The following is a 14,392-nucleotide window of genomic DNA, read 5'->3' on the forward strand; positions in this document are numbered from 1 at the left end:
TGGTGACCTGCATCCTGACGTAGCGGTATGGGAATGGGGTGCCCAAGAAACGAGTGCGCCGCACAATGAAAGGGCTGGCGGTTCACAATATTTAGCCTTCCTGTCACGCTGCTGTGACATATATTAGGGAATAGGCGACCAGGGGCCGAAGAGCCTCGGAAGAACACGATTTTCAACAGGGATTCAGGCCGTAAGAGCCTGAGGCTGAGGACGAAAATGAAGCGTGGAATTGCCGTTCTGGTTTCGGTCAGTGCCCTCTGCGGCATCGCCTATTTCACGGCGAGCAAGTGGGCGATCAAGCACGAGACCATCACCTTCTACGACGCTTCGCGCGACAACCGTCCCGTGCCTGTCGACATCGCGGTGCGCCGCGACAAGGAAATGCAGGCCAATGCCGGCATGATCACGCTGCCGGTCGCGGTGATCAATCACGGCAATACCGTCAAGAACACCGAGTACGGCTTCCTCGCCAACATCTTCGCTGCGCGCGGCTACATGGTCGTGAGCCCGCAGCATGATCTGCCGACCGATCCTCCGATGGTGACCAAGCCCGGCGAGCTCTATGTCGGCCGGCTGCCGCAGATCCTGCGCGGTGTCGCCAACATTCATCTCGCCATGCAGGAGATGAAGAAGGTTCAGCCCAACGCCGACTACGACAAGGTGACGATGGTCGGCCACTCCATGGGCGGCGACATCACCATGTACTTCGCCAAGCAATATCCCGACGAGGTCAAGAAGGTCGTCACGCTCGACAATCTGCGCGTGCCCTTCGTCACCGCCGGCAAGTTCAAGATCCTGTCGTTCCGCTCCACCGATCCGCAGTTCAAGGCCGATGCGGGCGTGATCCCGACGGACGAGGAATGCGAGAAGGCGGGCATCCAGGTCGTGAAGACCGAATTCCAGCACAACGACATGCGCGACACTGGTCCGGATGCGGCCAAGAACTCGATCCAGGGCATGCTCGACAAGTTCCTGAGCGCGACGGACAGCGAGGTCGCGCCGGTCGACACGCAGTCGTCCCCGCCCAAGATCCTCGAGCCCGGTCCGGTCGCCCTGATGGCACCCGCCAAGAGCTGACGCCTCACTGAAAGGCCGATACCGATCTTCAAAGCCCCCGCCGGCGTCCGCCCGCGGGGGCTTTGCACATTGACCGGGCTGCCTGCCTTCACCACATTAGTCGCCCACGCTTGGTTGAGCAGCGATGTCGGGCGAACCCATCAAGCCGCGCGGTGACGCCGTTTCGACGAAGGCCGGCGGCGCGGTGCCGCAGGCTAGCACGTCGACCTCGGAGGACATTGCTGCCTTCGTCGCGAAGGCGCGTGCCTTGTCGCCTCATGCGCCCGGTGCAAAGGGGCGGCTGATCTTCGCGCTGGACGCGACGATGAGCCGGCAGCCGACCTGGGACATGGCCTGCGCGCTCCAGGCCGACATGTTTCGCGAAACCGCGGCGCTCGGCAGTCTCGACATCCGCCTGGTCTACTATCGCGGCTTCAACGAGTGCCGCGCCTCAGGGTGGATCTCCGACAGCGCCAAACTGGCGACGCTGATGAGCAAGATCGATTGCCGCGGCGGCGACACCCAGATCGGCAAGGTGTTGAGCGAGGCACGGCGCGAGGCAGTCGCATCCGGCGTGCGCGCCGTCGTCTTCGTCGGCGACGCCATGGAGGAGCAGATCGACGAGCTCTGCGCCAAGGCCGGCGAGCTCGGCATGCTCAAGGTGCCCGTCTTCCTGTTTCAGGAAGGCCACGATGCCGTGGCCGAAAAAGCTTTTCGCGAGATTGCGCGTCTGACCGGCGGTGCCTGGTGCCGGTTCGATCCGGGCGCGGCGGCGCAGCTTCGAGAGCTGTTGCGTGCGGCTGCCGCCTATGCCGCCGGCGGCCGCGAGGCGCTGCTGAAGCTGGCGACGACCACGAACGGCGCGGCGATGTTGATCGGCCAGATGAAATAGCGCTCAGGCTGGCCTTCGGCGGCGAACGCCATGCATTTTGGCGCAAGGCCGACTATATTCCGGCCATGACCCTGATCGCCGGCGCCGTCGCCGTTATCACGCTTTATCTGTTGCTTCAGATGTTCCGTTCCGCCAATCCGGCGGTGCTGGCGCGAACCATCAAGTTTGGCGGTGGTGTTGTGGCGCTGGCGGTCGCGGCGTTCACGGGCTTGCGGGGCGAGCTGGCGGTGGCAATTCCGCTCGGAATTTTCGGCGCCGGGCTGCTCGGTTGGACGCCATTGGCGAATGCCGGCTTCGGCAACATCGGCGGGCTGTTTGGCGGCGGCGCTGCGCCCGCGTCCGGGCAGGCCTCGCGGGTGCGCTCGCAATTCCTCGACATGCGGCTCGACCACGATTCCGGCCAGCTCGGCGGCCGGATCGTCGCCGGACCTCACGCGGGGCGCGATCTCGACGAGTTCGATCTCGCGGGCCTCTTGGCGATGGTCCCGGCGTTCGACGCCGAGAGCGTGGCCTTACTCGAAAGCTATCTGGACCGCCGGTTTCCCGCTTGGCGTCAGAACGCGCAGGGCAATGCGGCAGGGGGGCAGCGCCGCACGGCGGCGAGTGGCAAAATGACGGCGGAGGAAGCCTATCAGATCCTTGGCTTGCAGCCGGGGGCGGGGCGCGACGACATCAGCCGGGCCCACAAATCCCTGATGAAGAAACTCCATCCCGACCAGGGGGGCTCGACGTATCTCGCTGCTCGGGTAAACGAGGCCAAGGATACTCTGCTTCGCACGCATAACGGCTAACTCCGGAACCACGCTACAAACGCCCGTACCGCGTGAGCTCCGCTGCTCTGTCTGTCGTCGCCCCGATGCCCGCCATTGTCGGCGTGGTCGATCCCTTGAGTAAAAATTTAACCGTAAATTGTTGACGAGAGGTTGTCGCGGAACAGGCTCGGCGCATGCCGAAAACAAAAATGCCCGCGCAAGGCGCGGGCATTTTGATTGGGGCGGTTCAGACGATCAGTTGCGGACCGTGATGCAGGAGATGTCGGCGCGCTTCAGGGCGCGGCAGACGGCTTCGGCCTGGTCGCGCTCGAGCCCGGCGAAACGGGCGCGGTAGAGCTTGCGATTGTCCTTGGCGACGACAGGCTCGGTGAACGGATCGGCCTTGCTGAGCAGTCCGCGGGCCGAGCTGCGCGCTGCGTCGATGCGCTGCTGGGCTTCGTTCTCGCTCTCGAGCGCGCCGACCTGGACGATCCAGCCGCTGTGGACGGCCGGCTTGGTGGTGGCGCTCATCTGGATCGGCTGCGGCGCCGGATCGGCGGAGGCAAGCTTCGGAGCGGCTGGGGCGGGCGCGGCGGCGGTTGTCGCCGGCAGCACGCCGAGGATGCCATTACCGGTGCCGAAGCCGGCCGGCTGGCGCGGCAGCTCAGTACGGGCGACGTCCGCCTTCGGCGCTTCCGGCTGGCTCTGGGGCTCGGGCTTGTTGATCAGATCGGCGCGGGCGACGACGGCGCCGGAGGTTTCCGCGACGTCGGAGCGGGAGGCAATCGTGCTCGTGACCTGCGGTGCGACCGGAGCCGGGGCGGCGGAGGCGACCTTGACGGCGCCGGCCTTGACCTGGACGGTCTTGACCCGGACCGGCTTCATCGGCTCGGACGAGCCGGGGATGATGGAGAGCGGCTGGCTCGAGATCACGCCATTGGTGAGCGGGGCGGGCTCGATCTTGGATTCAGTCGGCCGGACCTCGGGCTTGCTGGCTTCCGGCTTGGGCGGGGCCGGCGGCACCGCGGCCGTCGCCGCGGCAAGCGTCGACAGGCGCGCAGCGAGACGCGACGGGGCGGCCTCGGGAGCAGGGGCCGCGGCCTGGACCTGCGGAGCGGGCCGGGCCGAGGGAGTATCCGAGGCGTCGGCAACGTCGGTGGAGGCGTCAGCGCCATTGCGCTCGGTGACGGCGGCAACGGTGTGCGTGGTCGCGCCCTTCTCGAGGTTCTCCGCGAGCAGGTTGCGCATGATGGCGTCGCGCGAGCCGCCGCTGCGGCCGCCCAGCACCACGCCGATCAAATGGCGGTTGCCGCGGCGCATCGAGGACACGAGGTTGAAGCCGGAGGCGCGGGTGTAGCCGGTCTTGATGCCGTCGACGCCTTCCACGCTGCCGAGCAGGTGATTGTGGTTGCGGATCGACTGGCCGCGCCAGTTGAACGTCGAGGTGGCGAAATAGCGATAGTAGCGCGGGAAGCGCTCCTGGATGGCGCGGCCGAGCGTGGCCTGGTCGCGTGCGGTCGTGACCTGCTCGTCGTTCGGAAGACCGTTGGCGTTGCGGTAGACCGTCCGGGACATGCCGAGCGAGCGCGCCTTGCGCGTCATCATCTGGGCGAAGTCGTCTTCATCGCCCGCGATCGCTTCCGCGATGACCACGGCGGCGTCGTTGGCGGAGCGGGTGACGAGACCCTTGATCGCGTCCTCGACGCGGATGGTCTGGCCGGCGCGCAGGTTGAGCTTGGTCGGATCCTGATCGGCGGCATGCTGGGACACCGGCATCTCGGTGTCGAGCTTCATCTTGCCGGACTCGAGACGCTCGAACAGCAGGTAGAGCGTCATGATCTTGGTGAGCGAGGCCGGGTGACGGATTCCGTCCGGGTTGTTCGACTGAAGCACCGCGCCGGAATTGCCGTCGACGATGATGGACGCGAATTTCGGGCTGGAGCTCTCGGATACGTCGCGCTGCACCCGGTGGTGCGCGTAGTGGCGCCGGTGGCGCCGCGCCTCGGCAGCATCGGTGGTGAAGATGACTGCGGTGGTGACCGTAAGAAGCCCGAAAACGCCAACCCGCGCCAAGCGCGAGGAAGACAAGTTTTTACGAAGCATGGAACCCCGTCCCCGTTTCTGACTTGATCACCGGCCCGTGAGGCGAAATTGTGCCCATCGACCCGGGATCATTACCTGCTCAGGCTGTCCCTCCGCGGGTGTTCGCTGCGGGGAACGTTGGGCCTGAGCCGCTGTTCTGGCTAAGGTGATGTTCTCAAACGGCTTTGGCCGATTGCAGAAGCTGAACACGTCCAGGGAATCAGGGTAGGGGGCCGCGGTTTCCAAAAGCTTAAAGAACCCTTGCGGGAAACCCCGGGAATCTCCGCGATTTGCATCTAGTTTTTGTGCGACGCACAAGATTCTTGACTTTATTGTGCGTTGCACTAATTATGGGCACAGTCAGGGAGCCGGGGCTTCCCGACGAGAGCCAGGGAAAAGGATTCCGAAATGTTCAAGGTTGAAGACTTTCAGAACTACGGGAAAGAGCACTTCGAGCAGTGCGTTGCCTCCGCGACCTCGGTGCAGCACGGCCTCCAGGCGATCGCCAGCGCCTATGGCGACTACACCAAGAAGTCGTTTGAAGACACCAAGTCCTTCGTCGAGAAGCTTTCCGGCGTGAAGTCGCTGGACAAGGCCATGGAAGCCCAGACCGACTTCGCCCGTTCCGCCTACGAGACCTTCGTCGCGGAATCGCAGAAGATCGCCGGCCTTTACAACGACCTCGCCAAGCAGGCGTTCAAGCCGGTCGAGACCATCGTGTCGAAGTTCACCCCGGCCGCCAACTAAGCTTTCCCGGATATTCTGGAAGCAAAAGCCCGGCTGAACAGCCGGGCTTTTCGTTTGTTCACGACGGATCGTCCCAGCGCGCCGCGCGCAGCTTCGACCGGCGGAGATCTTCCTCGATGCGCCGGCGGTCCGTTCGACGTGCTTCGGATCGAGATTGTCGGCACTCTCGCGCGATATTGCCGTACGCGCGTCATCGGTTCGCTCCTGGCGCTCACCTGCACGAAGATCATGATGCTCGTGGGGGACCGCGTTTCGCGCAGCTTCTTCCTTGCCCGATTTCGCGCCACGCGATTCAACCGGCCGTGCGACTGGACCGTAGAAGTCCGGAGATGACCCGGCGCGAAACCGTCACAGTTCAGTTGTCCGGCCGGTTCCTGATCAACATGTTCTAACCAGGCGGCGCGGAAGATTTTGTCAAATCGGCCCGGATTGATTAACCTCGGTCAGGATCGTCCGGATCAGGAATCGGGACCGTCGCGGCCGCATCGGCCGGACCTTTGCACGCTTGCGGCGAGCCGGGGGCGGGCCCATATTGTTGACGACCGATACGGCTTGGACCGGACCGGTTGGAAGCGGCGATCCAACGAGGCGGCGCGCCCGTGTGAAGCTCCGAAGGGCGGGGCTCCGCGGCGGACCGTCATACGCTTCCGTGGGGAATTTGAACGCCTGAGCCATGCCGCAACTGTTGTCCAGACTCGACCTGTCCGCGGCCATCGCCGCTCCCGCTCCCCGGATGAGCAATGACGAGAACCGTTCCGGCAATCCGACGGGTCCGAACACCTCTGTCATCACCAAGGTCAAGCCGAAGACCAAGCGGCCGAACCTGTACCGCGTGCTGATCCTGAACGACGACTACACGCCGATGGAATTTGTCGTCCATGTGCTGGAGAAGTTCTTCCAGAAGGACGTCGAGGCGGCGACCAAGATCATGCTGCACGTTCACCATCACGGTATCGGGGAGTGCGGCGTGTTCACCTACGAGATCGCCGAGACGAAGGTGACGCAGGTGATGGATTTCGCCCGCAAGCACCAGCATCCGCTGCAATGCGTGATGGAAAAGAAGTAAGGTAAGTTACCTTACGGCGCGTCTTGAGGACGGCTCTCGTGTCTGTTGCAAGGTGATTGTCGCGTGATGCCTGCGCGCGATGTCTGCTGCAGCCGGCAGGATTTGAGGAATTCTGCACCGGCGCCGCCCTGCCCAAATCGGAACGGGTTTTGCATTGAAAATAGCCCGGGTGGCTAGCTGCCGAGTCGCGGAACCGGTCTTTCGCCGCGATCTTGTATAACTATATGTGACAAAGGTTGTTGTTGCCTGACCGGGCGATGGCGATCATGATGGTGGGGGCCATAGAGGACGCGAATGCCGACTTTTTCCCAAAGCCTTGAACAATCCCTGCATCGTGCGCTGGCGATCGCAAACGAGCGTCATCACCAATACGCGACGCTCGAGCATCTCCTGCTCTCCCTGATCGATGACTCCGATGCAGCCGCCGTCATGCGCGCCTGCAGCGTCGATCTCGACAAGCTCCGCACGAGCCTCGTCAATTATCTTGAGACCGAATTCGAGAACCTGGTGACGGATGGCGCCGACGATGCCAAGCCGACCGCCGGTTTCCAGCGCGTGATCCAGCGCGCGGTGATCCATGTGCAGTCGTCAGGTCGCGAAGAGGTGACCGGCGCCAACGTGCTGATCGCGATCTTCGCCGAACGCGAGAGTCATGCCGCTTACTTCCTGCAAGAGCAGGACATGACGCGCTACGATGCGGTCAACTACATCAGCCACGGCATCGCCAAGCGGCCGGGCGTCTCAGAGGCGCGCCCCGTGCGCGGCGTCGACGAGGAAACCGAGACCAAGGGCACCGAGGACGCCAAGAAGAAGGGCGAGGCGCTCGAGACCTATTGCGTCAACCTCAACAAGAAGGCGCGTGACGGCAAGATCGACCCGGTGATCGGACGCAATTCCGAGATCAATCGCGCGATCCAGGTGCTGTGCCGCCGGCAGAAGAACAATCCGCTGTTCGTCGGCGAAGCCGGCGTCGGCAAGACCGCGATCGCCGAAGGCCTCGCCAAGCGCATCGTCGACAGCGAGGTGCCGGAAGTTCTGGCGGCTGCGACCGTGTTCTCGCTGGACATGGGCACGCTGCTCGCCGGCACGCGCTATCGCGGCGATTTCGAAGAGCGTCTGAAGCAGGTGCTCAAGGAGCTCGAAGCGCATCCCAACGCGATCCTGTTCATCGACGAGATCCACACCGTGATCGGTGCGGGCGCGACGTCGGGCGGCGCAATGGATGCGTCGAACCTGCTCAAGCCGGCGCTGGCCTCGGGCACGATCCGCTGCATGGGTTCGACCACCTACAAGGAGTATCGCCAGCACTTCGAGAAGGACCGCGCGCTGGTGCGGCGCTTCCAGAAGATCGACATCAACGAGCCGACGGTTGAAGACGCCATCGCGATCCTCAAGGGCCTCAAGCCGTATTTCGAGGACTACCACCGGCTGAAGTACACCAATGAGGCGATCGAGGCCGCGGTGCAGCTTTCCTCGCGCTACATCCACGACCGCAAGCTGCCCGACAAGGCGATCGACGTGATCGACGAGTCCGGTGCGGCGCAGATGCTGGTCGCCGAGAACAAGCGCAAGAAGACCATCGGCATCAAGGAGATCGAGACCACGATCGCCTCGATGGCGCGGATCCCGCCGAAGAGCGTGTCGAAGGATGATGCCGAGGTGCTCAAGCATCTCGAGCAGACGCTGAAGCGCACCGTGTTCGGCCAGGACAAGGCGATCGAGTCGCTCGCCGCCTCGATCAAGCTGGCACGCGCCGGGCTGCGCGAACCGGAGAAGCCGATCGGCTGCTACCTGTTCTCGGGTCCGACCGGCGTCGGCAAGACCGAGGTCGCAAAGCAGCTCGCGGCGTCGCTCGGCGTCGAGCTGTTGCGCTTCGACATGTCCGAATACATGGAGCGGCATACCGTATCGCGCCTGATCGGCGCGCCTCCCGGCTATGTCGGCTTCGACCAGGGCGGCCTGCTGACCGACGGCGTCGACCAGCATCCGCATTGCGTGGTGCTGCTCGATGAAATCGAGAAGGCGCATCCCGACCTCTACAACGTGCTGCTCCAGATTATGGATCACGGCCGGCTCACCGACCACAACGGCAAGCAGGTCAATTTCCGCAACGTGATCCTGATCATGACCACGAATGCGGGTGCTTCGGATCTCGCCAAGCAGGCGTTCGGCTTCACGCGCTCGAAGCGGGAAGGCGACGACCACGAGGCCATCAACCGGCAGTTCGCGCCGGAATTCCGCAACCGTCTCGATGCCATCGTCTCGTTCGGCCATCTCAGCGTCGAGGTGATCGGCACCGTCGTCGAGAAGTTCGTGCTTCAGCTGGAGGCGCAGCTCGGCGACCGCGACGTCACCATCGAGCTGTCAGAGCCCGCCAAGGCCTGGCTGGTGCAGCATGGTTACGACGAGCAGATGGGCGCACGTCCCATGGCCCGCGTGATTCAGGAGCACATCAAGAAGCCGCTGGCCGACGAGGTGCTGTTCGGCAAGCTGAAAGGCGGCGGCCACGTCCGCGTCGTTCTCGTCAAGGACGAGGCCGACGAGACCAAGGACAAGATCGGCTTCGAGTTCGTCGAGGGCCCGGTCACGCCGAAGCAGGAAAAGCTGCCCGGCACCCGCAAGCGCCCGCCGGGCAAGTCCAACAAGCCGGGCGGTCCCGGCGGCTCGAAGGGGCCGACCTCCAAGGGCCCGCTGGTCAAGGCTTGATCGCGAGCGACATGAATCGAAAAGGCCGGCTGAACAGCCGGCCTTTTTGTTTGCGTGTCTAGGTGCCGGTGTCTGGCGGAGGCGCCGCCGGCGGCCGCGGTTTCTTCGGCGCCGGCGGTCGCGCGCTGCGGGCAGGGGCTGCCGGCTGCATTGTCACGATGACCGGATTGGGCTTGTGATCGGTCGCAGCCCCGGTCGCAGCATCGACGCCCATGCCGACGACACCGCCCAGCAGGAGATTGCCGGCAAAGCCCGCCGCGCCGCCGGTCTGGATGTCCCGGCTGAGCGGCACGACCTGCGGCTCGTAACCTTCCTTCTGGAAGGTGATCGAGATGTCGGCGTTTCGCTTGACGACCACGGAGCAGGGCGTCGTGCAGGTGGTCGGAACCTCCATTCCGCTGACCACGGCTTCCACGCCTGAAGGTGTCGATGAGATGCTGATATTTTCCGTCGTGCCGCGCGTGACGGACGCGCAGCCGCCCAGCATGACGCTGAGCGCCACAATTCCAAATGAACGCATGAAATGCCCCTTATTCCCCGCCGCAATGAAGCGCAACCAGGGCGCGAGAGCAATACTTCGTTAGTCCAGATGGTTAAGCCACGCACAGGTTGTGGGCGCAGCCTCATTCCCCTTCATCCACTGCCCGTCCTGCACCCGGACATGCTCTGCGCCGCGCCGGCCGGATAGTGCTCGACCAGGCGCCCGGCGAGCGGCGCGGCGAACGCCACCGTGATCGGCCAGGGCGTGATCAGAAGGCCCAAGCAGGCTCGATGCAGCTCAAGGGCGCTCGTCACACCGCCGGCGGATTGCGGTCGGTGAAGGTCGTGCGCTGGTGCCAGTAGGGATAGGGCAGCGTCACCTTGCTGGCCGCGTCGAGCTTTGCGACCTGGTCCTTGGTGAGTGACCAACCGACCGCACCGAGATTTTCGCGCAGCTGCGCCTCGTTGCGCGCGCCGATGATCAGCGTCGAGACGGTGGGGCGCTGGAGCAGCCAGTTCAGAGCGATCTGCGAGACGCTCTTGCCGGTCTCCTTCGCGACCTCGTCGATCGCATCGACCACGCGGTAGACGTGCTCGTCCGGCACGGGCGGGCCGAAGTCGGCGGTCTTGGGCAGGCGGCTGACTTCCGGCTTCGGCTGGCCGCGCCGGATCTTGCCGGTGAGGCGTCCCCATCCGAGCGGCGACCAGACCACGGCGCCGATCCCCTGATCGAGGCCGAGCGGCATCAGCTCCCATTCGTAGTCGCGCCCGATCAGCGAATAGTAGGTCTGGTTGGCGACGTAGCGCGGGAAGCCGTGCTTGTCGGCGACACCGAGCGACTTCATCAGATGCCAGCCCGAAAAATTCGAAACGCCGACATAACGGATCTTGCCGGCGCGCACGAGCACGTCGAGCGTTGAAAGCACCTCCTCGGGCGGAGTGAATGCATCGAAGCCATGGAGCTGGAACAGATCGATGTAATCGGTGCCGAGCCGGCTCAGCGAACCGTCGATGGCTGCGAGCAGGTGCTGGCGTGACGAGCCGATGTCGTTGGGGCCGTCGCCGAAGCGGAATGTCGCCTTGGTCGAGACCAGCACCTTGTCGCGGCGGCCCTTGATGGCCTCACCCAGAACGCGCTCGGACTCGCCGAGCGAATAGACGTCGGCAGTATCGAACATCGACACGCCGGCCTCGAGACAGATATCGAGAAGACGCCGTGCTTCGGTCGCGTCCGTCGTGCCCCAGGCGGCGAGGCGGCCGACGCCGCCGAACGTGCCCGTTCCCAGGCTCAAAGCAGGCACCATGAGGCCTGACCGGCCCAAGCGTCGGTATTCCATCGATAGGCTCCTCGGCTGGCCGCTGATTGATCGGCGCGGCCTTGGCGGCGGATGTTAGTGCAAGCAGGCGCGTTGTCCTACGACACGCTCACATACCGGCCTTGCTTCGGAGCCGGCTAGTCGTGCCGAAGCATGTCATCGAGTGCAGCATCGGCAATGCGCGGGCCGACCGGCTTCGCTGCGACCTGGGTCTCGCTCCTTGCAACGGGTGAGGGAACGCAGGCGAGGTCACTATTGCGAGCCTGCTTCGGCAGCAGAGTCAAACCCCATCCCACCACGACCAGCACCGCAAGCCGGATCGCGATCACGCTCAGCAGCAGCTCCGATCCGCCTATCGTCGCGTGAGTCCTCATGCGCACCAGCCTGAGGCACGCGGCGTGACAAGACAATCTGGAATTGGCGAGCCTTGCCTTCGCTACAGGCGAAGGCTGGCGAAGATGGCTGCTCAGTGAGGCAACTGGCTCTGCCTGAAATCGCGCGGCGACATCCCGAAATGCTCGCGGAAGACGCGGCCAAAATGCGAGAGGTCGTTGAAACCCCAGGCAAACGCGATCTCGCTGATGTGGCGGTTGGCCAGCACGGGCGAGGTGAGGTCGCGCCGGCATTGGGCGAGACGCTCGGCGAGGACGTGGCGCTGGAATGAGGTGTCCTCGTCGGCGAGCAGATCGTTCACATAGCGCGGGGAGATGCCAAGCGCGGCGGCGGTCTCCGCCAGCGACAGATCGGGATCGGCGAGGTGGGCGCGGACGTGTGCCTTGAGCCGGTAGAGCAGGGCGGAGCGGTGGGTCGAGGATGGCAGCGAGGTCGTGCCGAGCCGTTCGCTCAACGCCATCGCCAGGAGATCGACGGCTTGCTCCGACAGGGCGGCGGCGTTGTTAGGTGCAAGCCGGTCCGCGCTCTGGCAGAGCCTGAAGATGAAGTCGTAGGCGAGCCGTTCGAGAGGGACATCGGCACCGAACGAGATCGCGGTGAGCGTCTCCGTGCCGCCGAGCCGCCGCTGCAGCATTTCGCGGGGCACCTTGAAGATGGTCTGCGTAAAACTGTCATTGAATTTCAGCTCATAGGGCCGCGTCGTGTCGTAGAGCGCGAACTCGCCGGGATGGATCACGGTCTCGCGGCCGTCCTGCACCACGCCGCCGTCGCCGCGATTGCCGAGCGCGATGAGAACGAAATCCTGATCCGAGCGCGCGATCCGCAAGGGGGTACGGAATACGTGCTGGCGGTCGGAGCAGACGTCGGAGCATACGGCCTTGCCCAGCGGGGCTTGCGTCACCGAGCCGTGGAACGCGCTGCCGAGGTCGGACTTGCAGTCGAGCCCGACGAAGACGTCGCAGACGATGTCCTGCCAGAGGGCGAGCCGCCGGTAGCCGGGGCTGCCGTCCGTCGTGAACTGGATTGGCATTTGGACACCCTCCCTTTCACATCCCGCAAAATCGCAAATTGGCGCAGATCCAGCCAAATCCCGTACCGGGCGGCGATCCCGTCCGGTCGAGTTTTTGTGCCGCCATGGTCGAGCGCCCGGCCGCCAGCTTGGCCAAATAGACTGCATCGGACGCGGTCCGTGATCAACCGGCAATGGAGGTGGCCATGGGCATCGAACATCCCAGATACAAGGTGGCGGTGGTGCAGGCGGCCCCCGCCTGGCTCGATCTCGATGCCTCGATCGACAAGTCGATCGCGCTGATCAAGGAGGCGGCCGAGAAGGGGGCGAAGCTGATCGCCTTTCCGGAGGCCTTCATCCCCGGTTACCCCTGGCATATCTGGATGGACTCGCCGGCCTGGGCGATCGGCCGCGGCTTCGTGCAGCGCTATTTCGACAACTCGCTCTCTTACGACAGCCCGCAGGCCGAGCGCCTGCGCGATGCCGTGCGAAAGGCGAAGCTCACCGCCGTGATCGGCCTGTCCGAGCGCGACGGCGGCAGCCTATACTTGGCGCAATGGTTGATCGGCCCCGAGGGCGAGACGATCGCGAAGCGCCGCAAGCTGCGCCCGACCCATGCCGAGCGCACCGTCTATGGCGAGGGCGACGGCAGCGATCTCGCCGTGCATGCGCGGCCCGACATTGGCCGTCTCGGCGCGCTGTGCTGCTGGGAGCATCTGCAGCCGCTGTCGAAATACGCGATGTACGCCCAGAACGAGCAGGTGCATGTTGCGGCCTGGCCAAGCTTTTCGCTCTACGATCCCTTTGCACCCGCGCTCGGTGCCGAGGTCAACAATGCCGCCTCGCGCGTCTATGCGGTGGAGGGCTCATGCTTCGTGCTTGCGCCGTGCGCGATCGTGTCACAGTCGATGATCGACGAGCTCTGTGACCGGCCGGACAAGCACGTGCTGCTGCATGCCGGCGGCGGGTTTGCCGCGATCTACGGCCCCGACGGCAGCCAGATCGGCGACAAGCTCGCGCCGGACCAGGAGGGGCTGTTGATTGCCGAGATCGACCTCGGCGCCATCGGCGTCGCCAAGAACGCCGCTGATCCCGCCGGGCACTATTCGCGGCCCGACGTGACGCGGCTGCTGCTGAACAAGAAGCGATACCACCGCGTCGAGCAGTTCGCGCTGCCGGTGGACACGATCGAACCCACGATATTGCCGCAGCAGCGAGCTGATTGCCGCAATCGCGGGACGACGGGCTTACGTTACGCGACGCAATGGCCGAGCAGATCCGGATGCGCCGCGCAGATATGATGCGCTCCGGCGTCCCGCAGCTCGGCCTCGCTGCCATAGCCGTAGAGCACGCCGATCGCGGTCATGCCGTTGGTGCGGGCGCCGACCACGTCGTGGCTGCGGTCACCGATCATGATGGCCTTGCTCGGATCGACCTTCGCCTCCTCGAGCGCATAGCGCAGCAGGTCGCGCTTGTCGACGCGCGTGCCGTCGAGCTCGGAGCCGAACACGCGCTCGAAATAAGGCTTCAGGCCAAAGTGCTCGACGATGCGGGTGGCGTAGACTGCGGGCTTGCTGGTGGCCACGAACATGCGCGGCGTCGTCGCGGCGAGGGTTGTCAGCGTGTCCACGATGCCGGCATAGGCCTCGTTCTCGAACAGGCCGATATCTGAAAAGCGCTCGCGATAGAGCAGTAGCGCCCTGTCGGCGAGCTCGTCGCTTCCCGTGAGCTTCTTCAGGCTGGCCAGCAGCGGCGGCCCGATGCACCAAGTCAGCTCGTCCTCGCTGGGTACCGCCAGGTTCAACCGTTCCAGCGCGTACTGGATCGAGCGGGTGATCCCGGGCTTCGGGTTGGTCAGCGTGCCGTCGAGGTCAAAATAGATTGTGGCCATCA

The 14,392-nt window shown here is 64.6% G+C and carries 13 protein-coding genes; 7 read left to right on the forward strand and 6 right to left on the reverse strand.

The features are described from left to right. The first annotated feature begins 216 nt into the window (after positions 1–216). From N2603_RS19510 to N2603_RS19520, 3 genes are all read left to right on the forward strand, one after another. On the forward strand, positions 217–1,077 hold the full coding sequence (locus tag N2603_RS19510) for an alpha/beta fold hydrolase (RefSeq protein ID WP_018647398.1): 861 nt from the start codon (positions 217–219) through the stop codon (positions 1,075–1,077). Positions 1,078–1,201: 124 nt separating this feature from the next. After that, positions 1,202–1,948, forward strand: coding sequence for a vWA domain-containing protein (locus tag N2603_RS19515; RefSeq protein ID WP_018647399.1), 747 nt, complete (start codon positions 1,202–1,204; stop codon positions 1,946–1,948). Positions 1,949–2,013: 65 nt separating this feature from the next. After that, positions 2,014–2,739 (forward strand): DnaJ domain-containing protein, encoded by a 726-nt coding sequence (locus N2603_RS19520; protein WP_018647400.1) that lies wholly within the window; start codon positions 2,014–2,016, stop codon positions 2,737–2,739. A 216-nt stretch (positions 2,740–2,955) separates the two neighbouring features. Here the strand turns inward: N2603_RS19520 and N2603_RS19525 are convergent, their stop codons facing one another. After that, positions 2,956–4,803: a D-alanyl-D-alanine carboxypeptidase gene (locus N2603_RS19525; RefSeq protein WP_260390015.1), complete on the reverse strand. Its 1,848-nt coding sequence runs from the start codon at positions 4,801–4,803 to the stop codon at positions 2,956–2,958. A gap of 387 nt (positions 4,804–5,190) precedes the next feature. Between N2603_RS19525 and N2603_RS19530 the strand changes: the two genes are divergently transcribed. The 3 genes from N2603_RS19530 to clpA all read left to right on the forward strand — a co-directional run bounded on the left by N2603_RS19530 (position 5,191) and on the right by clpA (position 9,301). Beyond that, positions 5,191–5,529 (forward strand): phasin family protein, encoded by a 339-nt coding sequence (locus tag N2603_RS19530; protein ID WP_018647402.1) that lies wholly within the window; start codon positions 5,191–5,193, stop codon positions 5,527–5,529. Between the two features lie 733 nt (positions 5,530–6,262). Then, positions 6,263–6,595 carry an ATP-dependent Clp protease adapter ClpS gene (gene clpS, locus N2603_RS19535; RefSeq protein WP_026312603.1) on the forward strand — a complete coding sequence of 111 codons (333 nt, stop codon included), beginning with the start codon at positions 6,263–6,265 and terminating at the stop codon, positions 6,593–6,595. Positions 6,596–6,889: 294 nt separating this feature from the next. After that, the gene (gene clpA / locus N2603_RS19540) at positions 6,890–9,301 is read left to right on the forward strand and encodes an ATP-dependent Clp protease ATP-binding subunit ClpA (RefSeq protein ID WP_018646921.1); all 2,412 of its coding nucleotides are present in this window, start codon (positions 6,890–6,892) and stop codon (positions 9,299–9,301) included. A 58-nt stretch (positions 9,302–9,359) separates the two neighbouring features. Here clpA and N2603_RS19545 read toward each other — a convergent pair whose 3' ends face one another. The 4 genes from N2603_RS19545 to N2603_RS19560 all read right to left on the reverse strand — a co-directional run bounded on the left by N2603_RS19545 (position 9,360) and on the right by N2603_RS19560 (position 12,520). Continuing rightward, positions 9,360–9,821 (reverse strand): PEGA domain-containing protein, encoded by a 462-nt coding sequence (locus N2603_RS19545; protein ID WP_260390016.1) that lies wholly within the window; start codon positions 9,819–9,821, stop codon positions 9,360–9,362. A 271-nt stretch (positions 9,822–10,092) separates the two neighbouring features. Next, positions 10,093–11,118: an aldo/keto reductase gene (locus tag N2603_RS19550; RefSeq protein ID WP_260390017.1), complete on the reverse strand. Its 1,026-nt coding sequence runs from the start codon at positions 11,116–11,118 to the stop codon at positions 10,093–10,095. Positions 11,119–11,234: 116 nt separating this feature from the next. Next, positions 11,235–11,471 (reverse strand): hypothetical protein, encoded by a 237-nt coding sequence (locus tag N2603_RS19555; RefSeq protein ID WP_260390018.1) that lies wholly within the window; start codon positions 11,469–11,471, stop codon positions 11,235–11,237. A gap of 92 nt (positions 11,472–11,563) precedes the next feature. Further along, entirely contained in the window at positions 11,564–12,520 is a 957-nt protein-coding gene (locus N2603_RS19560; RefSeq protein ID WP_260390019.1) for an AraC-like ligand-binding domain-containing protein, read from the reverse strand. Positions 12,521–12,705: 185 nt separating this feature from the next. Between N2603_RS19560 and N2603_RS19565 the strand changes: the two genes are divergently transcribed. Beyond that, the gene (locus tag N2603_RS19565; protein WP_260390020.1) at positions 12,706–13,800 is read left to right on the forward strand and encodes a carbon-nitrogen hydrolase family protein; all 1,095 of its coding nucleotides are present in this window, start codon (positions 12,706–12,708) and stop codon (positions 13,798–13,800) included. On the opposite strand, the gene N2603_RS19570 is transcribed toward N2603_RS19565, so the two are convergent. Further along, complete coding sequence (locus tag N2603_RS19570) at positions 13,752–14,390, reverse strand: HAD family hydrolase (RefSeq protein ID WP_260390022.1); 639 nt, start codon at positions 14,388–14,390, stop codon at positions 13,752–13,754. The genes N2603_RS19565 and N2603_RS19570 overlap by 49 nt on opposite strands. Between the last annotated feature and the right edge of the window lie 2 nt (positions 14,391–14,392).

The sequence above is a fragment of the Bradyrhizobium huanghuaihaiense genome, assembly GCF_025200885.1.
Lineage (GTDB): Bacteria > Pseudomonadota > Alphaproteobacteria > Rhizobiales > Xanthobacteraceae > Bradyrhizobium > Bradyrhizobium huanghuaihaiense.